The 23,574-nt window shown below is 72.5% G+C and carries 22 protein-coding genes; 21 read left to right on the top strand and 1 reads right to left on the bottom strand.

Features of this window, described 5'->3' with window-relative positions:
- Positions 1–733: 733 nt before the first annotated feature.
- From ACFZB3_RS43745 to ACFZB3_RS43655, 19 genes are all read left to right on the top strand, one after another.
- Positions 734–1,558 (top strand): hypothetical protein, encoded by an 825-nt coding sequence (locus ACFZB3_RS43745; protein ID WP_391387838.1) that lies wholly within the window; start codon positions 734–736, stop codon positions 1,556–1,558.
- Positions 1,559–1,665: 107 nt separating this feature from the next.
- Positions 1,666–2,850 carry a hypothetical protein gene (locus ACFZB3_RS43740; protein ID WP_391387835.1) on the top strand — a complete coding sequence of 395 codons (1,185 nt, stop codon included), beginning with the start codon at positions 1,666–1,668 and terminating at the stop codon, positions 2,848–2,850.
- A gap of 22 nt (positions 2,851–2,872) precedes the next feature.
- Entirely contained in the window at positions 2,873–3,265 is a 393-nt protein-coding gene (locus ACFZB3_RS43735) for a hypothetical protein (protein WP_391387828.1), read from the top strand.
- A gap of 3 nt (positions 3,266–3,268) precedes the next feature.
- Positions 3,269–3,601: a hypothetical protein gene (locus ACFZB3_RS43730; RefSeq protein ID WP_391387825.1), complete on the top strand. Its 333-nt coding sequence runs from the start codon at positions 3,269–3,271 to the stop codon at positions 3,599–3,601.
- 61 nt (positions 3,602–3,662) lie between these two features.
- Positions 3,663–4,172: a hypothetical protein gene (locus ACFZB3_RS43725; protein ID WP_391387822.1), complete on the top strand. Its 510-nt coding sequence runs from the start codon at positions 3,663–3,665 to the stop codon at positions 4,170–4,172.
- Between the two features lie 58 nt (positions 4,173–4,230).
- Entirely contained in the window at positions 4,231–4,599 is a 369-nt protein-coding gene (locus ACFZB3_RS43720; RefSeq protein WP_391387820.1) for a hypothetical protein, read from the top strand.
- Between the two features lie 34 nt (positions 4,600–4,633).
- Complete coding sequence (locus ACFZB3_RS43715; protein ID WP_391387817.1) at positions 4,634–6,277, top strand: hypothetical protein; 1,644 nt, start codon at positions 4,634–4,636, stop codon at positions 6,275–6,277.
- Positions 6,277–6,591, top strand: a complete 315-nt coding sequence (locus tag ACFZB3_RS43710) for a hypothetical protein (protein WP_391387814.1) — start codon at positions 6,277–6,279, stop codon at positions 6,589–6,591. Before ACFZB3_RS43715 ends, ACFZB3_RS43710 begins: the two co-directional genes overlap by 1 nt.
- The gene (locus ACFZB3_RS43705; protein WP_391387811.1) at positions 6,588–7,037 is read left to right on the top strand and encodes a hypothetical protein; all 450 of its coding nucleotides are present in this window, start codon (positions 6,588–6,590) and stop codon (positions 7,035–7,037) included. Before ACFZB3_RS43710 ends, ACFZB3_RS43705 begins: the two co-directional genes overlap by 4 nt.
- Positions 7,034–8,344, top strand: a complete 1,311-nt coding sequence (locus ACFZB3_RS43700) for a baseplate J/gp47 family protein (protein WP_391387808.1) — start codon at positions 7,034–7,036, stop codon at positions 8,342–8,344. The genes ACFZB3_RS43705 and ACFZB3_RS43700 overlap by 4 nt, the downstream gene beginning before the upstream one ends.
- Positions 8,341–11,592 (top strand): LamG-like jellyroll fold domain-containing protein, encoded by a 3,252-nt coding sequence (locus ACFZB3_RS43695; RefSeq protein ID WP_391387806.1) that lies wholly within the window; start codon positions 8,341–8,343, stop codon positions 11,590–11,592. Before ACFZB3_RS43700 ends, ACFZB3_RS43695 begins: the two co-directional genes overlap by 4 nt.
- The gene (locus ACFZB3_RS43690; protein WP_391387804.1) at positions 11,585–12,193 is read left to right on the top strand and encodes a hypothetical protein; all 609 of its coding nucleotides are present in this window, start codon (positions 11,585–11,587) and stop codon (positions 12,191–12,193) included. Before ACFZB3_RS43695 ends, ACFZB3_RS43690 begins: the two co-directional genes overlap by 8 nt.
- An 8-nt stretch (positions 12,194–12,201) precedes the next feature.
- The gene (locus ACFZB3_RS43685; protein WP_391387802.1) at positions 12,202–12,855 is read left to right on the top strand and encodes a hypothetical protein; all 654 of its coding nucleotides are present in this window, start codon (positions 12,202–12,204) and stop codon (positions 12,853–12,855) included.
- Between the two features lie 16 nt (positions 12,856–12,871).
- Entirely contained in the window at positions 12,872–13,507 is a 636-nt protein-coding gene (locus ACFZB3_RS43680; RefSeq protein WP_391387800.1) for a hypothetical protein, read from the top strand.
- Positions 13,508–13,516: 9 nt separating this feature from the next.
- Positions 13,517–16,999 (top strand): hypothetical protein, encoded by a 3,483-nt coding sequence (locus tag ACFZB3_RS43675; protein WP_391387797.1) that lies wholly within the window; start codon positions 13,517–13,519, stop codon positions 16,997–16,999.
- A gap of 67 nt (positions 17,000–17,066) precedes the next feature.
- Positions 17,067–18,584: a hypothetical protein gene (locus ACFZB3_RS43670; RefSeq protein WP_391387790.1), complete on the top strand. Its 1,518-nt coding sequence runs from the start codon at positions 17,067–17,069 to the stop codon at positions 18,582–18,584.
- A 166-nt stretch (positions 18,585–18,750) separates the two neighbouring features.
- Complete coding sequence (locus ACFZB3_RS43665; protein ID WP_391387787.1) at positions 18,751–19,563, top strand: BTAD domain-containing putative transcriptional regulator; 813 nt, start codon at positions 18,751–18,753, stop codon at positions 19,561–19,563.
- Between the two features lie 129 nt (positions 19,564–19,692).
- Positions 19,693–20,667, top strand: coding sequence for a GH25 family lysozyme (locus ACFZB3_RS43660; RefSeq protein WP_391387785.1), 975 nt, complete (start codon positions 19,693–19,695; stop codon positions 20,665–20,667).
- Positions 20,668–20,708: 41 nt separating this feature from the next.
- Positions 20,709–20,975 carry a hypothetical protein gene (locus ACFZB3_RS43655; RefSeq protein ID WP_391387782.1) on the top strand — a complete coding sequence of 89 codons (267 nt, stop codon included), beginning with the start codon at positions 20,709–20,711 and terminating at the stop codon, positions 20,973–20,975.
- Between the two features lie 113 nt (positions 20,976–21,088).
- On the opposite strand, the gene ACFZB3_RS43650 is transcribed toward ACFZB3_RS43655, so the two are convergent.
- Positions 21,089–21,562 (bottom strand): GNAT family N-acetyltransferase, encoded by a 474-nt coding sequence (locus ACFZB3_RS43650; protein ID WP_391387775.1) that lies wholly within the window; start codon positions 21,560–21,562, stop codon positions 21,089–21,091.
- Positions 21,563–21,785: 223 nt separating this feature from the next.
- On the opposite strand from ACFZB3_RS43650, the gene ACFZB3_RS43645 reads away from it, so the two are divergent.
- Together ACFZB3_RS43645 and ACFZB3_RS43640 are read left to right on the top strand one after the other, a co-directional pair.
- Entirely contained in the window at positions 21,786–22,733 is a 948-nt protein-coding gene (locus ACFZB3_RS43645; RefSeq protein ID WP_391387772.1) for an ATP-binding cassette domain-containing protein, read from the top strand.
- Positions 22,730–23,572 carry an ABC transporter permease gene (locus tag ACFZB3_RS43640; RefSeq protein ID WP_391387768.1) on the top strand — a complete coding sequence of 281 codons (843 nt, stop codon included), beginning with the start codon at positions 22,730–22,732 and terminating at the stop codon, positions 23,570–23,572. Before ACFZB3_RS43645 ends, ACFZB3_RS43640 begins: the two co-directional genes overlap by 4 nt.
- The last annotated feature ends 2 nt before the right edge of the window (positions 23,573–23,574 follow it).

Here is a 23,574-nt window from a genome sequence, read left to right as displayed (position 1 = left end):
CCGTCAGGTCCGACGGATACCCACCCCCAACACTGCTCACCGCGAGCTCAACGAGCGCCTCAGCAACGAGACACGGCAGATCTCAAACACGGTCTGAGGGTTGTTCATGGCGAGCAAGCGTACGGCCAGCTCGACGGTGCAAGCAGCGGGTTTTGAGATGCCACGTTGGGGGCCGTGTAGATCCATTAAGCGGGCGCTCCGCGCCCCGATGATCAAGACCTGAGCGGCGCGCACCGCGCGCTTCCTGGCCCCGCTGGTGACGTGACAGGGCCCATGTATAAGGGGTAGGGCGTCTCACACGTTTCTCACAGACCCCCGCCCGTGCGATCACGCCCCGGGCCGCTGACCTGGACGTTTCTCGAACTGCCTGGACTGGATGGACGGTACGGACTGGTCATCAGCTACTGGGGGCCAAGGGGTCGCAGGTTCAAATCCTGTCGTCCCGACTCGATGGAGTCGTAGGTGAAGGGGTGGTTCCGGAGAAATCCGGGACCACCCCTTCATCGTTCTTGGGGACGGCACATGCCACCGTCCCGGCCGGCCGCGGGGAGCGGCCCCGAGGTGGCCCGTACCCCCGATGCCAGGTCGGCTTCTCGACGGCTGCTCGTCCGGTGGCGATCCGGACCCCTCGCTGACGCCGTGGTGACGCCTCCGTAACGGCCCCCCTGCCAACGTGGCCATCGCCGGAGGGGCCTGGATCACCCGCCGGGACCGGACTACCAGCGGGGGAATCATGTCGGCATTCGGGGACCGGGCGCTGCTCTCACTGAGTGACCCTGTCGCGCTGGGGGCGTTGCTGTCGCCCACCGACGGTTCGGGTGAGCAGCGGGTCCGCACGATGCTGGCCTCGGTCTACGACCTGTCGGCCGTCCGGCTCGACACGATCACCGGCGCGCGGGTGCGGGAGATCGCCCTGCAACGGCCGCTGTTCCCGACCGGTCGCCGGGACGGGGCGTGGTCGCAACTCGTACCGTCCTACGCACGGACGGAACTGACCCTGACCGTCCCCGAGCCCACCCGGCCGGTCTGGGTCGACCTGCGCGCCACCATCGACGTCACGCTGGTCGCCGAGATCGACCCGGCCGGCGCGGAATCGGTGGTGGCCCGGGCGTTCGACGACTTCGCCACCTTCGACGAGTTCCGGGCCAGGTTCACCTTCTTCGATCTCGACGCCTTCCTCGCCGAGCACGGAATCAGCACGGTGGAGGAACTGAAGGACGCCTTCCACTACGTGGTCGCGGAGATACAGCTGCGCACACCACCCCCCTTCGACCCCGACGACCCGGCGAACACGCACACCCTCCCGGTCACCCTGGCGGCCGTGGTCGTCGACCCGTTCGACCTCGCCGGCGGGCTGCGCGCCACCCGGCTCGTACGGGAGGCGGCGCGGCCACTGACCGGCCCGCCTCCCGCGGGGCTCCCGGCCGAGGTCGCCGAGGCGTACGCGACCGCCGTCGTCATGGCGGAGGACGGTCTGCCCGACGGGCTCGCCGCCGCCGATGTCGAACGGCTCTGCGCCGGCGAGGGCGTCGCCTGCCTCTTCCTGCCCGCCCCCTGACGAAGCCGTCATGACGGCGACCGCGGCCCGCGGTTCCGTCCACCCTTCTCTGCCTCTGCCTCTGCCATCGACCCGGCCTGACCGGCCCGCCCTGGAGGAGAACCCTGATGCCCGTTCGGTATATCCGGGTTGACCCGACCGTCAACCTGTTCGCACCGGCCGTCCGCGCCTTCGGCACGATCGCGATCGTGGGCCGCGTGACCGCACCGGCCCCCGCTCCGGAGCCCGTGGCCGCGTCGTCGTCGGCTTCGTCCTCGGCGTCGGCCAAGAAGGCCGCCGTCGCCGAGGCGACCGTCGTGGCGCCCACGCCGGTGGCGCTCACCAGCCCGGACAAGGCGGACGAGAAGTTCCCCGGTGAACTCGCCGACGCCATCAGCCTGGTGTTCGCGCAGACCCCCGGCCCGACCCTCGTCTACGCCGTCCCCGTCGACGCCACCGCACCCGACTGGAAGGGCGCGCTGGAGGTCGTCGCCGGTCTGAACGTCCAGCTCGTGGTGCTCGCCAACACCCCGGTCGACGCCGGCTCGAAGACCCCCGACGGACCGATCGGGCTGCTCTCGGCGCACGTCACCACGGTGTCCAACACGGGTGCCGACGGCATGGAACGCATGGGTGTCGCGATGCTGCCGCAGGGCAGCGCCGACCCGAAGGTGATCCTGCCGAACGACCGCATGGTCTACATCGCGCACAACAGCGCACAGGACGCGGCGGTCGCCGTGGCCGGCACCATCGCCGGCTACGAACCCTTCGTGTCGATGCTGCTCAAGCAGGTCAACATCGTCAGCCCGCCGTTCGGCCCCACCGACATCGACACCTTGAACGGGCCGCCGGAGAGCTCCGGGACCGGGCCCACCGGAGCCGGCGTCAACTGGCTGACCAGCCCCGCGCTCATCCCCGGCAACGGCGTCTACCTGGGCGAGGGCTACACCGGCAACCCCGGCAGCCCGAAGAAGTACATCGACATCTGCCGCTTCATCGACCATCTGTCCTTCCTGCTCAAGGCACAGCTGATCAACTCGATCGGCAACGTGCGGATCAGCAGGTCCGGGCTGCGCGCGCTGGTCGCGCAGATGGAGGCGGTCCTCGGCCCCTTCGTCGACGACGGCGTGCTCAACAGCTTCGAGATCGTCGTCCCCGTCCTCGTGCTCCTGGACAAGGACCCCGCCACGCTCACCACCGAGGAGGCGGGCCGGATCCACACCGCCGAGGTGCAGCGCCTCGTACAGGTGCTGGCCGCCGTCGAGTACGCGGGCGCCGTGCACCGGATCTCCATCGACCTGAAGTTCGACTAGTCCGACTAGGAAGGCACTCCTGATGGCCGACTGGAACACCCGCCTCGAAGTGAAACTCGGGGACTCCACCATCACTCCGATCTCGACGTTCACCCCGACCTTCAACGTGCCGCACACCGTGCTGCACAGCATCGAGGCGGACAACGTCGGGTTCGTCCGCCAGCCCACCACGTTCACCTTCACGATGGGCGTGCCCGCGGTGGCGACCGTCGTCGCCGACCTCACCCAACTGGCCACCGAGGGAACCGAGTTCCAGATCATCGTGGCCGAGAAGAAGGGCACGGACTGGGCGTTCAACTCGATGAAGTTCGCCCGCTGCGTGGTCACTTCGGCCAACCCCAGCAACGTGATGGTCGACGGCGTCCCGCAGGCCAGCTTCACCTGCCTCGCGCTGTCCGTCGGGGTCGAGGCCTAGCCCGTGGGCGACGACGGCGACGGCGACGGCGCCCCGGAGGAGGAGCGGGACGGCGTCGAGGCCGGTCCCGGCGGCCAGGACCTGTTCCCCGTACCGGGGTTCGCGACCGGCGGCCGGGTGGAACGCACCGGGATCGCGCTGGTGCACGAGGGCGAGTACATCGTCCCGCAGGCCGGCAGCGAGGCCGTGATCTCGCCGCGGAGCGAGTCCGCGGTCGTCAACTACTACTTCCCGGTCCAGGTCGAGGTCGTCGGGACGCTGCCGGACACCGAGGTCCAGCGGGTGGCCGGTTACGTCTTCGACCAGCTCGACCGGGAACTGGCGACCCGCATCTGACGGACACGGACACGGACACGCACGCCCGCCGTCCGACGGGATTCGAAGGGGGACGAACACGATGGCTGATGCGGTGAACCTGCCCGTGCTGGTGGGCCCTGTGCAGCTGCTGTACGTGCAGAGCATGACCGTCAACGAGGGCTACCGCATCGAGCGGATCATGGGCAGCCGGTTCTCCCAGGCCACGCAGCCCACGAACAGGACGATCGCGATCGAGGCCGTACTGCTCGGCCCGCAGCGGCAGGAGCAGAAGAAGGCCCTGGAGGCCCTCGCGCTCACCTCACGGCTGCTGGTCGCCGCCGTCGCCCGCGGGGAGTCGGCCGTCGGCATCCCGGTGGTGTCGGGCCTGACCATCAGCCTGAACATGCAGATCACCGATCTGCGCTTCACCCAGGGGGTGGCCAAGCGGGACGCGCTGGACGTGTCGATCGCGCTCCAGCAGATCCCGCCCGCGCTCACGGCCGCGGTGCTCGGTGAGATCGGCGACCTGAGTCTCGCCGTGGGCACCGCGGCCGTACCGAGCGGACCGGCGGCCAGTCCCATCGCCCGGACTCCGGGCGCCCTGTTATGAGTTCGCGCCACACACGGTGCGTTCGCCGTGAACCCCGTCATGACCAAGGAGGCAGGATATGGCGGCCCTGAACTATCTCGCCCTGCCGATCGACCCGGCCGAGGGGTTTCCGCAGGCGTTCCGGCTGTCCCTGGCCGGCCGCTCCTACCGGTTCCGGCTCTACGGCAACATCGCGGAGGACGTGCTCGACGACCTCCCGGACGGCCCGCTCGACCTGCCCGCGAGGTCCGCGTTCCTCGTGCTGTCGGTCGAGCGGGAGGACCCGGCGGGCCCGGCCTCGATCCTGCTCCGCAAGCTGGTGCCCGGCGTGGAGTACCACGCGGCCGAACTCGCCCTGACGTTTCCGACGTTGAGGCTCGACCCGCGCAATCTCAACGGAGCCGGCTCGTTCGGCTCCCAGGTCGTGGGAGGGGTGGCCGCGCGATGAGCCGACGCACCGACGCCCGGCGGGAGTCGACGCCATGAGCTTCGTCATCCGCTACGAGGTGGAGATCTCCGCACCCGGGGAAGCCGTGGGGCCCGGACTCCCGGTGACCGTGTCCAACGACGTACTGGCCGGCTCCTTCGTGCTCGACGCCGACATCACCGTCACCATGACGGAGGGCGCCGCCACCGACACGTTCGAGGTCACCCTGATCAACCTGCCGACGGACGTGACCGACCTGATCCGCTCGGCGCAGGCCAGGACACCGGTCAACGTGTCCGTCCGGCTCGGCTACTTCGACGACCCGTCCACCACGAAGGGCGACGCCGGCCGGGTCCTGGTGGGCCGCGTCACCCGGGTCTCCGGCAGCGTCGGCCAGGACGGATACGCCCGCACGGTGCTGCACGGCCAGGAGGAGGGCGGCTATCTGCTGCGCAACGAACCGGCCCAGGCCGGCACCCCCGACGGGACGAGCGCGGCGGAACTCGCCGGCTCCCTCGCCGGCAAGGTGGGCGTGCCGTTCGCGGAGGGCTCGACGCTGCCCGGCGACCTGAGCGGGTTCACGATCCGCAGCGGATCCACCCTGGACGCGCTGCGCGCCCTGGCCGAGCGCGGGAACGTACCGCTGGTGGTCCGGGACCGCACGATCTACCTCGGTGACGCGGTCGGCGCGGCGGGGGACACGGCACCGGTGGCGCTCGACCCCGACACCAACATCGTGTGGCTGGACAGCTCCTACGGGGAGGACACCTCGGGCGAGCTGTCGCCTCCGGTGCGCACCACCGTGAACCTGGCCGTGCTCGGCCATCCGGGGCTGCGGGTCGGGCAGGTCGCGAAGATCGGCGGACTGTCCGGGGTGCCCGACGGGACGCTGCGGCTGTCGCGGGTGGTGCACCGGTTCACCACCGCCGGCGGCTACACCACGGAACTCGGCCTGATCGCGGCGGGCGCCGGCGAGCGGGCCCAACTCGCCACCGGCGTCCAGGTGGTGGTGGACCGCTGGCGCGGCATGGTGGACCGGGCCCGCGACGACCATCCGGCCGTGGACGTCGGCGAGGTCACCGAGTACGCGCCCGGCGCCGCGGGGCACCTGGCCTCCCTGCACTACGCCCAGGTCCCCGAGCCGGGCGTGGTCGCCCCCAGCGTGGCCAGTCCGGTCGACACCGGCGCGAGCATGCACGAGAAGCCGATCTCATCGGTGTTCGCGTTCGACCGGACGGGCCTGGTGGTGCCGGTGTACCCCGGCATGCGCGCCCTGCTCGCGCACAACCGGGGCGCCGTCAACGACGCCGTACTGGCCGGGTTCCTGTGGCCGGACAACCCGCAGACCCGGCGCCCGGCCAACGAGCCCGGCGACTACTGGCTGGCGCTGCCCACCGGACTCGGCGACGACGGACGGCCCACCGGCCCCGGCGCCAACGACCTCACGGACGCGGGCGGCCACCGGGTGATCCAGACGACCGGTCTGCACATCCTGGTCGGCAAGAACGCGCTGCCCGAGGTGGGCACCCGGCCGGAACCGCCGGCCGACGACACGATCACCATCGAGCACAAGAGCGGTACGACCATCACCGTCGCCGCCGACGGCGCGGTCACCATCAGCACGGACCACCACCCGATCTCGCTGACCAACGGCACGGTCGGCCTCACGCTCGACGGTTCCGCCGTGGCGGTGTCCTGATGGCCGCCGTCCTGACCGCCGCGTCGACGCTGCAGTGCCCGCACGGCGCACCGCTGTTGATCGTGCCCGGCGGACATCTGCTCACCGTGGACGGACAGCCCGTCCTCACCCGCGCCGACCTGCTCACCGCGACGGTTCCGGCCTGCCCGAGCCAACCGCCGTGCGGCGCGGTCGTGTCCGTCGACTCCGGCCTCGCCACGAAGCTGCGGATCGGGGACGAGCCGGTGGCGCTGGAGACCGCCCAGGGATCGACCCTGACGGCGTCGCCCTGGCGGGTCGTCTCGGCCGGCCAGACGAAATTGGAGGCAACATGACAACGCCGACGTCCCCGGACCCGTTCGGGCACGGCCTGCGCGTGGACGACGGGGACCTCGTACTCGACGGCGGAGACCTGGCCGAGGTGAGCGGCATCGCCAACCTCACCCAGGCACTGACCCTGCGCGTTCTGACCCCCTTCGGCTCCGACCGCTTCAACACCGGCTACGGCCTGGACGTCACCCGGGCGTTCACCGAGCCGAACGGTGCCCGCATGGTCAAGGAACTGCTGAAACTCAACCTCGTCGGCACCCTGGGCACCGACCCCCGGGTCAGCGAGGTCCGGCAGGTGACCTTCGACGACGATCCCGAACGGCTGGCCGCCGGCCCCGGCGCCGTGGCCCGGGCGCGCGCCGCCCGGCTCCGCCGCGTCTGGACGGTCGAGGCCGACCTGGAGACGGTGGCCGAGGTTCCGGTCACGCTGCGCGTGAACGTGGAGGTATGACGACCGTGACCGACTACGGGGTGACTGCCGACGGCTTCGTCCTCAAACCCGTCGACGCGATACTCAGCGAGTCCTTCGACCGGGCCAGGGCGGCGTTCCCCGGCGCGGACCTGACCAGCACCAGCGCGCTGCGCAAGATCCTGGAGACGGCCGCCGCCGAGGACGGCGAACTGTGGAAGCGGCTGGAGGACCTCTACTACGCCAACTTCATGTCCACGGCGGTCGGCGACGCCCTCGACCTGCTCGGCGAGGACACCGGCCTGGACCGCGCGCCGCTGCCGAGCACCGGCACGGTCAAGGTCACGCTGGACAACGCGGTGGAGGGCCGCCAGTACGTCCTGCCGCAGGGCGCGATCCTGGTGACGGCCGCGGGCCGGACGTTCGGCACGGTGGCCCCGGTCGTGCTCGACAGCACTGAGACCACCGCGAACGTCGGGGTCGTGGCGTTCGAACCGGGACCGGACGGGGACGTCGCCGCCGGGACGATCACCGCCGTCGACCCGACCTACCGGTCGATCTACCTCGCCGACATCGGGTCCGCCCACTTCGAGGTGACCAACCCGGCCGCCACCAAGGGCGGCACCGACGAGGAACCGGACGCCGCCTACCGCGGTCGGCTCCTCGGCATCGCCCGCAACCTGTGGACCGTGGAGGCCGTCGCCCAGGCCGCCCTCGGCGTCAGCGGGGTCCTCGACGTCGTCCTGTCCGACCCGCTCGGCGGGGTCGACGTGTCGCAGAGCTACTTCGACCTGTTCAACTTCGACCAGCGCGCCTTCAGCAGCGAACGCCGCGTCGGGCAGCCGTACTTCTTCACCGTCGTGGTGGCGCACGACTTCCGCTGGCCGTGGCACACCACCGGTCCCGTGCCCGGCATCTTCGAACGGGTCGGCGCGGCGGTCGACGCGGTCCGGCCGATCGGCATCCACGCCAACGTCGTCGAGGCCGACCACATCGAGATCGGCGTACGGGCGACCCTCGTCGTCGCCCCCGGCTCCGACGGCGTCGGCCTCCTTTCCTCGGTGCGCCGACGGCTCGCGAAGGACATCGCGGCGCTGCGTCTGGGCGGCGACGTCCTGTACGCACAGGTGGTCAGCGCGTTCGTCGAGGAACCGGGCGTGCTCGACGTACAGGGGCTGCATCTGCGCCGGGTGCCGGCCGCGTTCGGCAGGATCACCTTCGGCGACGTGCCGTTCCAACGCGTGCTCGCGGAGGGCGCGGTGGGCGAGAACCTCACCATGGGCCCGACCGAACTGGCGACCTTCGTGGCCGACGGCGACGCCTTCGACGTGACGGTGGTGACCGGATGACCACCGAAGCTGTCACCCCCGTGCTCGCCGTCACCACGATGGCGCGCCGCCTCACCCCACCGTTCGCCCGCGGCGCCGACACCCTCGACCTGCGCCTGCTGCCCTTCAACAGCTCGCAGGCGGAGATAGGGAGTTACGACTTCGCCGCGCACGAGGCCCGCTTCGGCGCACCGGCCGAACCGCGCTACGTCCTCGCCACCACCCGCGACGTCGACGTCGACACCACGGTGACCCTCACCTACGAGGAGCCGGGCGCGCCGTCGAGCGTGGACCACCAGCTCACCGTCCCCGCCGGGACGGTGACCGGTACGTCGTTCCTGCTGTCGCGGCCGGTGACCGCGACCGCGCGGCTGGTCCTGCTCACCATGGGCACCTCGCCGTTCGACAACCGGCCCCAGGACTGCTGGACCCTGACCGCCCTGCTCGGCACCACGGCCAAGCTGCTGTGGGTGATCGGCGCCGAACGCGACCAACTGCGCCGGCACGCCGTCACCACCCTCGCCCAGCGGCACCTGCCGACCGCCCTGGGCCTGAGCCTCGACCTGATCGGCGCCGACCTCGGCGTACCGCGCTTCCCCGCGCTGCCCTACGGCTTCGACACCGACGCCGTGGCGCTCTACCACCTCGACGACGCCCCCGGCGCCGACCCGCAGGTCGCCGACGCGACCGCCGCCCACCCGGGCCGGACCGCGCACCACGGTGTGCTCCAGGGCCCGGTGCAGGTCGGCCTGCCGGGGCGGTACGGCCGGGCGATGGGCTTCCGGTCGGCCGACTCGGTGATCACGGCGGCCACCGACGCCACGTTCGACATCGGCGAGTGGGACGACGCGACCCTGGAGTGCTTCGTACGCCCCGACCCGGCACCCGACCCCGACCCGGACTCCGACCCCTGCGCGCACGACGGGCCGGTGCTCAGCCGCCGACCCCCGGACCCCGGCGGGAAGTCCGGCCACGGTGAGAAGGCGCGCGCCGGCTGGGAGTTCGCGATCGGCGACTTCCGGCGCGGGCTTCCGCGCAACGTACGGTTCACGATCGGCGACGGCGATCCCGGCCACGACGTGACCCTGTTCGCCGACACCACCCTGCCGACCGACGTGTTCACGCATGTCGCGGCGGTGGTCGACCGGACCAGGGGACGGGTGGAGCTGTTCCTCGACGGAGTGCTGCGCGACTGGCGGTTCCTGTTCCCGCTCGGCGCGGTCACCGGCACCGAACCGCTGCGGATCGGCGCGGCGGGCGGCGCCTTCCGCGGGGTCGTCGACGAGGTGCGGATCAGTTCCTCGGCACGCAAGGACTTCGCGCCCGCGCTCGGCGAGGACGACGACCACTACCGGCGCCGCCTCGAACTGTTCCGCCGCTGGACCCTGCCGACCCCGGCGAATCTCACCGCCCTCCTCAACCGGCTCGCCGGACCCATCGCCGGGCGGCCCGACGCGCTGGTGGTCGACGACACGAACGCCACCCTGGTCCGCGGCACCCGCCTGGTGCACATCCGCCCGCACGTCCTGCTCCCCGGCGAGACCGTCGACGCCACCGGGGCGCGCCGGACGACCGAGGCGAGCGTGGTGGGCACGGCGGCCCAGGAGGACACCTTCGACCCCGCCTACCTGCTGCGGTACGCCAACCCCGGGGTGGACTTCACCCCCGGGACCGCGCCGGCCGACCCGCACCTGGTCCAGGTCGGCGTGGCCGAATGCCTCGACCGGCTGGTCACCCTGGCCGGAGCCGAGACCGCACCGCCCGGCCGCCTGCGGATCGACGCCGCCTACCACCCCCTGGCGGCCGATCTCCGGGCAACAGGCCGGGCGGTGCTCCTCTCGCACAGCTCGGTCCCCCCGGACCGCCTCGCGGCCCTCGCCCACCGCGCGGGCTTCGACTACGTCGCCCACCGCACGGGGGCCACGGGAGGCGGGGTGTACGCGGCGACCGCCCAGGGCGACTACTTCAGGATCGACATCGCCCCGTCCGTCACCAACACGCTCACCCCGGCCGCCGTCGCCCCGCTCGACGCGGCGTCGGGCGGCCCCGGCCCCGTCGAGCTGCTGCCGGGCATCCCCATGACACTGTCGCTGCGTCCCGCGCCCCCCGCGGACGCCTTCCTGACCTGGCTGGTGGTGCCCGGTGGTGCCGGGCGCGGCACGCTCGCACCGGAGACCGGCGCCGGATCACGGCACCGGACCGCGGAACTGGTCGCCACCGGCCCCGGGCAGCTGACGGTCAAGGCCGATGTGGCCCGGGGCAGGCACACCGTCTCGGCGTCCGCGACCCGCACCCTGCGGATCGGCCTGGCGGGCCTCGACGAGGGCGCCTCGGTCGCCGCGGACGGCACCACCGGCGTTCCCGCGTCGAGCGTGGAACGCCCGGGCACCTACTTCGACCGGGCGTTCCTGGTCCGCCACGACCGACCCGGCCTCGACTACGGCGGCGACGGCGCCCACCTGATGCAGCCCGCCGTGGCCGAACTCCTGGACGCCCTGCTCGCCGAACTGACGCGCCTGTCCGCCGGCGGACGGCTCACCGTGACCGCCGGGTTCGACGACACCGGCGACCCCGTGGACCCGGCCGCCGCGCAGGGGCGCCGGCTCCTGCTCCGGCACAGCTCGCTGGACCCCGGAACGCTGGCCAGGGCCGCGTTCGCCGTCGGGTTCGGGTACCTCCGGCGCAGCGGCGACGACCTGGAGGCGCGGCAGGCCCCGGGCCAGCTCGTCGAGGTGCGCGGGCCCTCCGGCACCGAGGACGGCGCCGTCGTCGAACTGGACGAGGGCGACACCATGGACCTCACGGTGACCCCCTCGCCCGACACCCTCGCCGCCGCCGGGCTGATCGGCCAGTTCCCCGGCGAGGGACCGCGGTTGGGCTGGGCGTCCGGCACGTACGACGCCGCCGCGATCACGGTGGTCTCCAGCACCCTGCAGACCGTCACCCTGCACGCCGGCGCCGCCGGCATGGCCTGGGTGCAGGCGACCTATCCGGTCGGCGGGCAACCGGTGCCGTACACCTTCCAGGTGCGGCTGCGGCCGGAGCTGGACGTGCCGGCGACGGTCGTCACCAAGGACCAGCACGACCTGATCATGAACATCCTCAACGTGCTGCACCCGGTCGGCGTGGAGGTCAACACCGCCGCGGTCCGCGCCCATGTGATCGAACTCCAGGGCGACCTCGCGCAGGCCAACCCGGACTACACCTACCCGAGATTCCGTGTCCGCGGCCCACTGCCGCCCCGAGCGAGGAGGCCCGCCGATGGCTGACATCGTCTTCCGACCCACCTTCAGCCACAAGGAGTTCGTCGACGGCCCGGACGGCGACCGGGTCCGCGCCGACGAACCCAACGGCTTCAACGCCCGGTTCGCCGCGATCGAGACCGATCTGCATCAACTGGCCCTCGTCGTCGAGCAGATCGACGCGGCGGTGGACGCGCGGGGGTCGGGGCCGGTCGGACATCTGCTCGACCTGCCGCCGATGCTGCGGACGACCTCCGCGAACGCCCTCGACTGGACCATCACCGCCAACGGAGCGGCCCAGGCGCAGGGCAAGAACGTGTACGGGCTGATGGAACTGGAACTCCCGGACAACGCAACGCTGTCCACGTTCCGCGCCGTGGGCCAGGGCTCCGCGTCGGCGCAGGGTGTGGCCGTCTCCCTGTCCCGGGTCCGCATCCCCGGCGGAACTCCGGAGGTGCTGGCCTCGGTCGACGGCGGCCCCGACCCGTTCGACGCGACCGCGGACATCGATCCGGCCCTGGCCACCACCGTGACCGCCACCTACCGGTACATCATCCAGGCCTCCGTCGTGTCCACCGACGAACCGGTGACGATCGCCGCCTTCCAGATCGCCTACACGACCAGCTAGGAGTCATCGTGGCCGACATCAGCTACACCCCGACGTTCCACCACGTCCGCTGGGAGGACCGCAAGAACCGTGTGGAGGCGGCCGGTCCCAACGGGTTCAACGTGCGCTTCAACGCGATCGCGAGCGATCTGCGTCAACTGTCCGCGGTGGTGACCCAGGTCGGCGAGGCGATCGACTCGACGAACGTCCCCCCACCGCCGCAGCAGCAACGGCTGACCTTCACACCGTCGTTGCGCAACAGGATCGACTCGACCCGCCCGTGGTTCTACGACGCGAACGGCGTGGCCACGGCGCAGCTGAACCCGTCACCCGGTGTGCAGGCCTTCGGGGTGAGCAACCTGAACCTGCCGGACGGGTACTGGCTCACCGCGCTGCGCGTCGTGGGTTCCATCAACGCCATCAGCGGCGCGCCGCTCTTCGGCAGCGTCACCTTGGCGCGCACCCCGATCCGGCTGGTCGTTCCGCCGGCCACGCCCGAGACGCTCGCCACCGCCACGGGTATCGGCGGCAGCACTCAGGGCGCCTTCGACCTTCCGGTCCCGACCACGGCGACCCTCATCGACACCGGCGTCTTCCGCTATCTCCTCACCCTGGGCCTCACCGGCCTCAACGGCACGATGAAGGTCGAGGCCGTGCAGCTCACCCTGACACCTCCGTCCTGACCGGGAAGGGCCACTCATGACCGACCTCAGCTACACGCCCGCCTTCGACCCCATCGACTGGGTCGACAACGTCAGCCGTATCTCCGGCGACGGTCTGGACGGCTTCAACATACGGTTCGACACGATAGTGAGCGACCTGCACGGGGCAGCCGCCGCGATCGACCGGATCGACATCGCCCTCGGTCGGCCCACCGGCACCCCGACCGGATCACAACTGTTCACGCCCGGCCTCGACTTCGTCCTCCCGGCGGGCGCCGTCGGAGAGTGGACGTACGACAAGACCGGAGCGGTGCACCCCAGGTTCGGTGACGGCGCGAGCACCGCCGTGATGGACCTGAGCCTGCCGGCGGACGTCCGGCTCGACTCGTTCCGCGCCGTCGGCCTGTACGCGGGCAGTCCGACCGCCCTCACCATCGACCTGCTCCGGACTCCGACGGACGACGTGGGCGCGACACCGGACAGGCTGGCCAGGGTCAGTAGCGACGCGTCCCCCCTCACCAATCCGTACGACGTGACGATGCCCGTCGACTCCCGGTACACCCTGGTCGATCCCGTGGCCTACCGGTACTGCGTCGTCCTCACGGCAACCTTCGTGCAGGACGTCACCGCCACGAGCCTCGCCACCGTCCAGCTCGCCTACACCGCGGCCTGAGCCGGCGCCATGCGGATCGACGTCCACGTCCCCATCACCCTGCGGCTCGTCGGGGTGCCCACCGACGACCAACTGGCGGCAGCGGGCCGGGAGCTGACCCGCGCGGTCGCTGCCCGCCTGGCCGAGGCCGAACGTCTGCTGGCCGACCGGCACGGCCACCACGACCGGCACGGTGCCGCCTCGGCAGAGGTCCGGGACCCGTACGACCCGGGCCGCGCGGGCGGCGGGGGATACGCCGTCCCCTCCTACGACGACGCCGGGCACCCGGTCGCCGTCCCCGTGCGCCCACGCGCCAAGGCCCCGGCCCGGCGGCGGGCACGGCCGTTCCGGCTGACGGTGGAACGCGTGATGTCGTCGCCGGAACTGCTGCGCGAGTTCGTCCGGCAGTACTACCGGACCACCGACGAGCGGGAGGTGGACCGGCGGGTGCCCCTGTGGCACTGGCAGAGCCCCCTCGGACGGGCGGCCACCGCGGAGGACAAGGACCGCGGCTTCATCATGCTGAGCGTCACCGACGTGACGCAGACCGCGATGGACCGGCTCTCCGAGACCGAGCGGGCCGAGATCAACGCGGCGGCCGACGCCCGCTTCCGCCGCGACAACGGCCTCGGTCCGGACGTCAGGCTCGGTACCGGCCCCGAGGACGCCGTCCTGCGCGCCCGCTGGCTCTCGGCCCGCGCCGACGTCCTGCACGAGCACGAGCAGCGCCGGGACCTCGCCGCCCTGCCCGAGGGCGTCCGGCGGATCCTCTTCGCGGGCGGCCGGCAGGCGACCCCGGAGGACTACGAGGCACTGCTCCGCCTCGGCCGGAAGCTGACCGGCCTCACCGAGGCCCAGCGCAAGGAGTACCTGGGCAGGGTCACCGGCTCGACGGCGAGCTGGGCCGACCTCGACGCCTCCGTCGACCGCTACCTCGCCGTCGTCCGCAGACGCGACTCCGAGGCCCGGGCCACCGACACGGCCGCGAGCACCCTCTTCGGGTGCGAGGACCTCTACCTGATCTGGGCCCGCACGAAGGAGCTGAGGGCGGGCAGCGCGTACGCCGACGAGGCCGCGTCCTCCGACGCGTACACCGCGCTGGTGGGCGAACTGATGGACGCCGAAGCCCAGTTGAGGGCGGCCCTGGCCCGGCACGGGTTCGCGCACGAGGGCGCGTTCCGCGACGCGACGGAGACCTACCGCCTCCGGTTCCGCGACGAGGCGGCCACCCTCGGCACCGACATCCTCGCCTTCTACGACCACATGCTCCACGAGGAACGCACCCGGCTCCAGGACCTGCGCCACGTCGAGCGGATGCTCGCCGGCATCGCGGGGACCACGGCGGCCGGCGACTACGCGAACGCCGACGCGCAACGCACCCTCGCGATCAACCTGCTGGAGGAGGGCGGCGACGTACTGCCCGTCGAACAGCTCACGGCCAATGCGGCAGCCGCCGACCGCCACCTGGTGGCGGCCGACGCCGCCTGGGCCTCCGCCGAGAACGCGGTGGTCACCGGCTCCGGCGGCGACCCGCTCGTCGACCCCGGGAAACTCGGCCGGGCCACCGACCGCAGGAAGCTCAGCGGACTCGACGCGCCCGCCGCCCAGCGCTATCTGCTCGACCTCGTCGAGCAGCGGCTGGCGGACACGGCGAAGGCCCGCGCGGAGTTCGAGCAGGACCCCGAACGCGTCTTCAGCGAGCGGAAGCTCATCGAGGCCGCGAAGAAGGCCCAGGGCGTGCAGGACGACACCGTCTACGCCTGGATCATCCGCGACCACAAGCCGTCGTCGCACCTCTTCTCGGCCGTGGTCCTCGGCATCCTCGCCCTGGTCCTCGCCGCCCTCGTGCCCGGCGGCGGGTGGGTCGCGGCGGCGGCACTGATCGCGAACACGGCGCTGAGCACCTACCAGGCGGTCGAGGCGATCGACGAGTACCGGCAGCAGGCCGTCCAGTACCGGCTGGCGTTCCTCGACGAGGAACCGTCGCTCGTCTGGGTCGGGATCGCCGTCGCGGCGGCGGCGCTCGACCTCCACACCACGGTCGCCACCCTGCTGAAGTCGTCGGCGAAGGCCCTCACCTCGCTGGAGGCGCCGCTGCGCGAGTTCGCCGCCACCACCGACGTGGAGACCGCCGCCACCCGCCTCAGGGCGCTCACCGAGCGGATCGACGCGGTCGAGGGACTGCGACCGGAACTCAAGGCCGCGCTGCGGGCCCACGCGACGGCGGCCTTCGACCTCAAACGGGCCGCGGGCCGGGCGATCGGCCGGGCCTTCAGCGGGGGAGGGGACCCGGCCGCCGTGCTCACGACCCTGTACCACGCGGTCCGGGCCGGAGCCACCCGCTTCACCCAACTCCGCACGGACGCCCGGCTCCTGGCCCTCCTCGGCGACGTGACCGGACTGACCGGCGCCGAGCGCGCCCAGCTCGAACTCGCCTTCCAGCAGGTGCGCGAGGCCGTCGACCTCGGCACCAGGAGCGGCATGGACGAGGTCACCCTCATGGGGTACGTCGACCGGCTCGCCGCCCGACGCGCCGCGGGCCAGGGGGAGTCGGGGGACATCCTGGCGGAGATGCGGGCCTGGCAGGCACCCGCACCGGGGCAGGCCGCGGCCGAGCGGACCGCGGCGGACTCGCTCGGCGGCCAAGTCCGGCCCGACGCAGGGGAGTTGGCGGCCCCCAGCGGACCGGTTCCCGCCGAGGCCGCCGGCGCCCCGCCCCGCTGGCACAGCCGCGAGGAACTCCAGGCGGCCGCCGCCACGAACCCCGAGGCAGGACGGGCCAGGAGCTGGTACGAGACCGCGACCGAGGAGCAACTCCTCGCCCGCGAGGCCGAGGACCCGGTCGCGAGGGAGTACCTCGACGCCCGCTGGGGCGGTCAACGACGACCCTTCCGGCCCGAACGGCCGACCGACCCCGCGATGCAGGACCGGCTCCGCTCCGACCTGGGGGAGGCCCGCGCCGCCGTCGAGGCCGAACGGCACCGCCTGGAGGCGGCGGGCCTGCGCGAACCCACCACACCCGAGCGCGCGGGCTGGCGCGAACGCCGCACGGCGGCGGGCACCCAGAGCGTCCCGCCGACCGCCAAGGAGGCCGCGGGGTACGAGGGAACCGTCGCCGTCGCCCGCTCCGACATCCCCGCTCTGCAAGGGGAACGCTTCACCGGCGGCTCGCCCCGGGCCCTCGGCACGTACGACCCGGCACACGACATCAGACCGCCCGAGAACGTCGTCGTCCCCCAGGCGCACGGGCACGCGGAACAGGACATCGGCCAGCAACTGGACGCCCGTCTGTCCCGCCTGACCGCCGCCGAACGACAGGCCGCGCACGGGCGGACCGTGTACATCCGCGTCGACCAGGAGGTCTGCTCGATCTGCGCGGCCGGGCTGGGCGGCGGCACCCGGACCGGAGTACTCGGCCGGCTCAGCGCACTCCACCCGGACATCGTCTTCGAGATCACCGCCGACGACACCAGCGCGGTCTACCGCCTCCTCGGCGGAGCGCGGGTGCAATGAGCGGCCCCACCACGGGCCCACCCCGAACGCGACGTCCCGATGCCATCCCACCCGGAGGCCGAAGGCCATGCAACGGCGCTACCACCCGCCCACCGACATCACCCTGCCCGACGACGTCCCGGCCCAGGACGGCGAACGGCTGCGCGCGGCCGTCGCGACCGCGATCCACCGCGCCCTGCGCACCGCGGCGCCGGGGGAGACCACGGCACCTCCGACGGCCCCCCGCCCGAAGCCCCGCGAACGCGTCACGGGCACCGACCGCCACACCTACGCCGTACCGAGCTACGACCACGACGGCGAGAAGGTCGGCGTCCCCGCCGCCGCCCGCTCCGCCGACCCCAACGACCCGCACAACACCCTGACCGCCGACGAGATGTTCGACCTCTGGCGCCACCACTGGACGGCACGCCTCAACCGCGCGATCGGGCGCGCCGAGGAGATCAGGAAACAGCTCTGGCACCGGGACGCCAAGGCCTACACCGACGCCATGGACGCCTTCGCCCACGGCCACCGGGCCGCGCTCGGCCCCGAGTACGAGGCGGCCGTGGACGAGCGGGACCAGTGCGCCTTCATCCTCTCCGCGACCGTCCGGGGCTGGCTCCTGCTCCAGGAGCAGCGCCACCGCCCGGTGACCTTCGAGCAGGTGAACGCCCAGGCGTTCCGCATGGCCCAGGCCCACGCGACCATGCAGAACGTGGTGGCCCCGGTCCTCATCGCGGGCCTGGGCTCGGCACCCGCGCCCGCCGGACGTACCGCACCACCACCCACCACGACCGCGCCGGTGCGGCCCGCCCCGCCGCGCGGCATCGCGGCCTGGAGCCGCGCGTGGGCGGTCCGCTCCGGCCTGAGCAGGGCGATGACCGGCGTCGACGAGGCGCTGCCGGTCCCCAGGACGGCGGCCTCCTCGCGCGCCCCGTCCGAACAGTCCCCGGCACCGGCTCCACCGCCGGCCCCGTCCCGGCCGTCGACCGTCCAGGTCCGGCAACCGGTATCCCCGGTACGGCAGTCGGCCCCGCTGGACACCACGCTCAGCACCGAGGACGTGTTCGCGCAGATCGCCGGCGAACTCGCCGCCCTGCCGTCGTCGGCGGCGGGCGGCAGCGGTCCCGCCGCCGCGGTCGCCGACGCCCGGGCCGCCGGACTGATCGGCCCGCAGGGCGTGCCCGGCACGGCGGACCTCGCGGTGCAGCGGCACACGGACGCGTCCGCGGTGCGCGGCGCCTACGGCGTGACGGGCGCGCAGGTCCAGTCGGCCCACGCGAGCCCGACCTCCTTCCTGCGCGACGTACCCGGCTACAGCCGCGGCGCCGCCCCCAGCGTGCTCCTGCCCACCTGGGTCCACACCGCCTTCGACCAGCACTGGAAGAACTGGGCGATGGCACGCCGCCGGGCCGGCGACACCACCGTGACCGCCGCCGCGCTCTACGCCGAGATGCTCACGGCCGTGGACCGCATCCCCCTCCTCGACCAGGCCACCCGGAACGCCATCGCCTGGGTCATCCACCGCGAGCTCTTCTACGACCTCGGACTCGCCCCCGGCGACCGCCTCACGCTCCCCTACCCGAACGTGCCGCCGAGCCCGTGACGTGCCGTCACACCCGGGCGCCCGTCCCCGGTCCGATGAGCGGAACCGGATATGACAGACCCTTTCCAGCCACCCCACGCTGAATACCTCGGGCATATGCGAACGGCGGCCCGAGCGGCAGCGGCCCCGCAGCAGACGGCCGCCACACGGGGAAACGGGGACGGCGATGGCCGGAAACGAACTGACCGCGCAAGCACGAAGACACCACACGACGGAACAGGCGCCGACGCCCGCCGGACTCCGCCTGTTCGGCGCCTTCCGGCTGGAGGGCGCCGAGGGCGGCATCGCCGTTCCGGCCAACGAACAGCGGCTGCTGGCCTTTCTCGGGCTGCGTCGGCGCACACCCCGGTCGGTGGTCGCCGGCACCCTGTGGCCCGACGTCACCGAAGAGCACGCCCAGGGCAGCCTGCGGACCACCCTGTGGCGGCTGCGTCGCGTCCCGCACCCGGCGGTCGGCACCGACGGCGACACCCTCTACCTCGCCGACGGGATCTCCGTCGACGTCCACGACTTCACCCGCGCCGCCCTCGCACTGACCGGCTCGGCCCACGACCCGGGCGACGCGCTGCCCCCGCTCGGCCTGCTGGACCGGGGTGAACTGCTCCCCGGCTGGGACGAGGAGTGGATCTGCTCCGAGCGGGAGCGGCTGCGCCAACTCCGCCTGCACGCCCTCGAATCGCTGAGCGCCCGGCACGCCCGGCGCGGCAGCCACGCCCTGGCCCTGGAGGCCGCCCTCACCTGCGTCGCCATCGAACCGCTCCGCGAGAGCGCCCACTGCGCGGTGGTGACCGTGCATCTGGCCGAGAACAACGTCGCGGAGGCGATCCGGCACTACGAGGCGTTCCGGCGGCTGCTCGACGAGGAGCTGGGCATCGAACCCTCGCCGCGCTTCGCCGCGATGCTCCCGCACCGGACCGCGCGCGGCACCCGGCCGGCCGCACCGCCCGCGGACACCCCCGAGCGGCACGACCGGGGTTGACGCCACGGTGACGCCGGGGTCACGGGCCGCCTGCCACCGTTCCCCTCACGAACCGAAACCGCACGAACGACGACCCGAACGACGACCCGAACGACGATCCGAACGACGATCCGAAAGGGGAATGCCGACATGGCCACCACCTGCCGTGGCGTCGACGTCTCCGCCTACCAGGCGGCCCAGAACTGGACTGCCCGCAAGGCCGAAGGCGTCGTCTTCGCCTTCGCCAAGGCCAGCGAGGGCGAACACACCCACGACACCCGCTTCGCCCAGCACATCAGCTCCGTCGTCGCCGCCGGACTCGTCCCCGGCGCCTACCACTTCGGCTGGCCGAACCAGAACGCGGCCACCGAGGCGGCCAACTACGTGGCCGCCGTGAAACCGCACGCCCGGCCCGGCTTCGTGCACTGGCTGGACCTCGAACGCCGCTCCGACGGGGCGAACTACGCGGGCGTCACGGCCGCCGGGATCCTCGCCTACGCCGAGGCGTGGATCGCGGCGGTACAGGCGGCGTTCCCCGGCCAGCGCGTGGGGGTGTACACCTCGGGCAGCGACCTGTCCGCCGGACACGCGCCCACCGGGGCGACGCTGTGGTACCCGGCCTACCCGTGGTCCGGCGCCGCGACCTACGCGCAGGCCGAGGCGCACGCGCGGCCCGCGCCGTCCGGCCGTACCCCGCTGTTCTGGCAGTTCACCTCGACCCCGCTCGACCGATCCATCTGCTACCTGAGCGAGTCCGCGCTGCGCACGTGGGCCGCCGGAACGGAGACCGACATGCCGCTCACCGCCGACGACATAGCCAGGATCGCGACCGCCTCCGCGACGGCGGTCCTCACCATGGACGGGCTGATCGCCGCGCCCCCGGCGGCCCCCGACATCAAGACCAACCCGTACTGGGAGCTCCAGTCCTACATCAAGGACACCAACCTCCGCCTGCGGGCCGTCCAGGCGACCGAGGCGGCGCAGAGCGCGGCCATCACCCAACTCGCCGCGGCCGTCGCGAAGTTCGACAAGAACATCGACCCCGCCGCCCTGGTCTCGTCCATCACCGCGGCCATCGAGGCGGCCGTGGGCAAGGTCGTCGTACACCTCGACACCGCCCCTTGAGCGGTACCCGGAACCCGCGAGGCACGGAAAGGACTCTCCCGGTGAACCTCTTTGTCAGCTTCATGCGTACGGTCGTACCGATAGTCGCCGGACTCGTACTGACCCTGCTGGTCCGTATCGGTGTCACCTTCGACTCGGCGGCGGTGGCCAGCGTGGTCACCGCGATCCTGACGGGCGCCTACTACACCCTGTTCCGGCTTCTGGAGACCCTCGCGGTGAAGATCCGGAACCGGCCGCTCGCGGCTGTCGCCGGGATCCTGCTGGGCTGGGCGACTCCGCCGGACTACCCGGACACGGCCGCCGCGTAGCGCGCCGGCGACCCTGATCGTTCCCTTCGTCGCGTACCGGCGTCTCAGGCACGAGGAGCCGATCGGGGCTCGGCATCGGCCCTGCTGGGCGATTGCCGGTGGCGGGCGGTGGGTCAGGGCCGCGGGACGACGAGCGGCAGGTCCCGGTGGAAGACGGCCATGGCCAGGCCGGGGCCGTTGTAGTCGTCGACGATCTTCGCGTCGAAGCCGAGGCTGCGGTGGAAGGCGATCGATCCGGTGTTCCCGGTCGACGTGACCGCCTTCAGCCGCCGTGCACCGTGGCGTTCCGCCGCCTCGGCGAACGCCGCGTACAGGCGGCGTCCGAGGCCGGTGCCGCGGGCGTCGTCCCGTGTGGCGATCAGGTGCACGTACCCGGTGCTGTCCGGGGTGACGAACCCGAAGACGTACCCACGGATTCCGTCCTCGGCCCGGGCGACCAGGCAGGTCGGGCCGAACTCCTGCACCAGTGCCAGAAGATGCAGCGACCGGAGGTCGCGTTCGCCCCAGTAGCGGGGATGGTCGGCCAGGACCTGGTGGAAGTCGCCCACCTGAGCCGGTGCGATGTGTATGCCCATGACGACGATCATGACAGGCGGCCCGGCAGGCCTGCCGGGCGGTCGTGATCGCCGTGACGGCGGGCGCGGCCCGTGCGGCCGGACCGAAGGCGTAGCCGCACGTAGTACCGCGGTACTACCCGCCGGACGTGGATCAGTCCCCGGTACCACCGAATCGGGGCGTTTCGCCTCCTAGCGTTGCCGGTGAGGCGTCAGGGCGACAGACGGGCGCCGGTTCCCACAGGAAGAGGCGCGCATGATCGACGCACAGCAGCTGACCAAGAGATACGGCGAGAAGACGGCCGTCGACGGGCTGGACTTCGCCGTGCAGCCGGGTACGGTGACCGGCTTCCTGGGGCCCAACGGCGCGGGGAAGTCGACGACCATGCGCATGATCGTCGGGCTCGACGCCCCGACCAGCGGGTCGGTGACGGTCAACGGGCAGCGCTACGCCGGCCACCAGGCACCGCTCCAGGAGGTCGGGGCGCTGCTGGAGGCGAAGTCGATCCACCCGGGCCGCTCGGCCTACAACCACCTGCTGGCGCTCGCGCTGACCCACGGCATCCCGCGCCGCCGGGTCGACGAGGTGATCGAACTGGCCGGCCTCGGCAGCGTGGCGAAGAAGCGGGCCGGTGCCTTCTCCCTCGGCATGGGACAGCGGCTCGGTATCGCCGCGGCCCTGCTGGGCGATCCGCAGACGGTGATGCTCGACGAGCCGGTCAACGGGCTCGACCCGGAGGGCGTGCTCTGGATCCGGAACCTGCTGAAGGCCCTCGCCGACGAGGGCCGGACCGTCTTCGTGTCGTCGCACCTGATGAGCGAGATGGCCCTGGTCGCGGACCATCTGATCATCGTGGGGCGCGGGCGGCTGCTGGCCGACACCACCGTGGCCGACCTCGTCCGGGAAGCCGGCGGCGACACGGTGCAGGTGGCCACCCAGGAGCCGGCCCGGCTGCGGGAGGCACTGGCAGGTCCCGGCGTCGACATCACCGGCAAGGCCGGCTCCGAGGAGCTTCAGGTGACCGGGCTGAGTGCCCGCGAGATCGGCCTGAAGGCGGCCGAGCAGGGGATCGCGCTGTTCGAACTGACCGCGCGGACCGTGTCGTTGGAGGAGGCGTTCATGAACCTGACCAGGGATGCCGTGGAGTACCACGGCTCGACGACCGGCATCGAGACCCGCGCGGCCGAGGGGAGTGCGGCATGAGCACCCTCACCGCGCCCGTCGAGGCGTCCCCGGCCGCCGCCCCCGCCCGCCCCGCCTACCGGGTGACCGGCCGGCGCGTGCTCGCCTCGGAGTGGGCCAAGCTGTGGTCGCTGCGCTCGACCTGGATCACCCTGGGCCTCGGCCTGCTCTTCCTCGTCGCCTTCGGTCTGATCGCCGCGAACCACTACAAGTCCGGCATCGGCTCCGGACACCAGGACCGCGACTTCGCCACCGCGACGGCCGTGAGCCTGTCGCTCTTCGGCACCAACTTCGCCCAGCTCGCCCTCGGCGTGCTCGGCGTGCTGGTCACGGCGGGCGAGTACTCCACCGGAATGATCCGCTCCACGCTCACGGCCGTGCCGCGCCGGCTGCCCGTGCTGTGGTCCAAGGCGGCGGTGTTCGGGCTGGTCGCGCTGGTGGTGGGGACGCTGGGCGCGTTCGTCGCCTTCCTCTTCGGGAGCCAGATCGTGTCCGGCACGCCCGCGGCCATGGGCCTCTCGCACGCGGGTGTCGTGCGGAGCCTGCTGGGCGCGGGGCTCTACCTCGGCCTGGTCGGCGTCATCGGCACCGCGCTGGGCGCCCTGCTGCGGTCGGTGGCCGGCGGCATCTCGGTACTGGTCGCCTCCCTGATGCTGGTCCCGGGCCTGATCTCCCTGCTGCCCAGCTCCTGGCAGGACAACATCAGCCCCTACCTGCCGAGCAACGCGGGCGAGTCGATGTTCGCCCTGACCCACGACAGCACCACCCTGTCGCCCACCGCCGGACTGCTGGTCTTCCTCGGCTGGACGGTGCTCGCGCTGGCGGGTGCCGCGTACCGGCTGGTGCGCAGCGACGTCTGACG

Origin of the sequence: Streptomyces sp. NPDC008092 (assembly GCF_042957285.1) — a bacterium.
GTDB lineage: Bacteria > Actinomycetota > Actinomycetes > Streptomycetales > Streptomycetaceae > Streptomyces.
The sequence above is the reverse complement of the archived record's forward strand: the minus strand, read 5'-3'. Positions and strand labels throughout refer to the sequence as shown.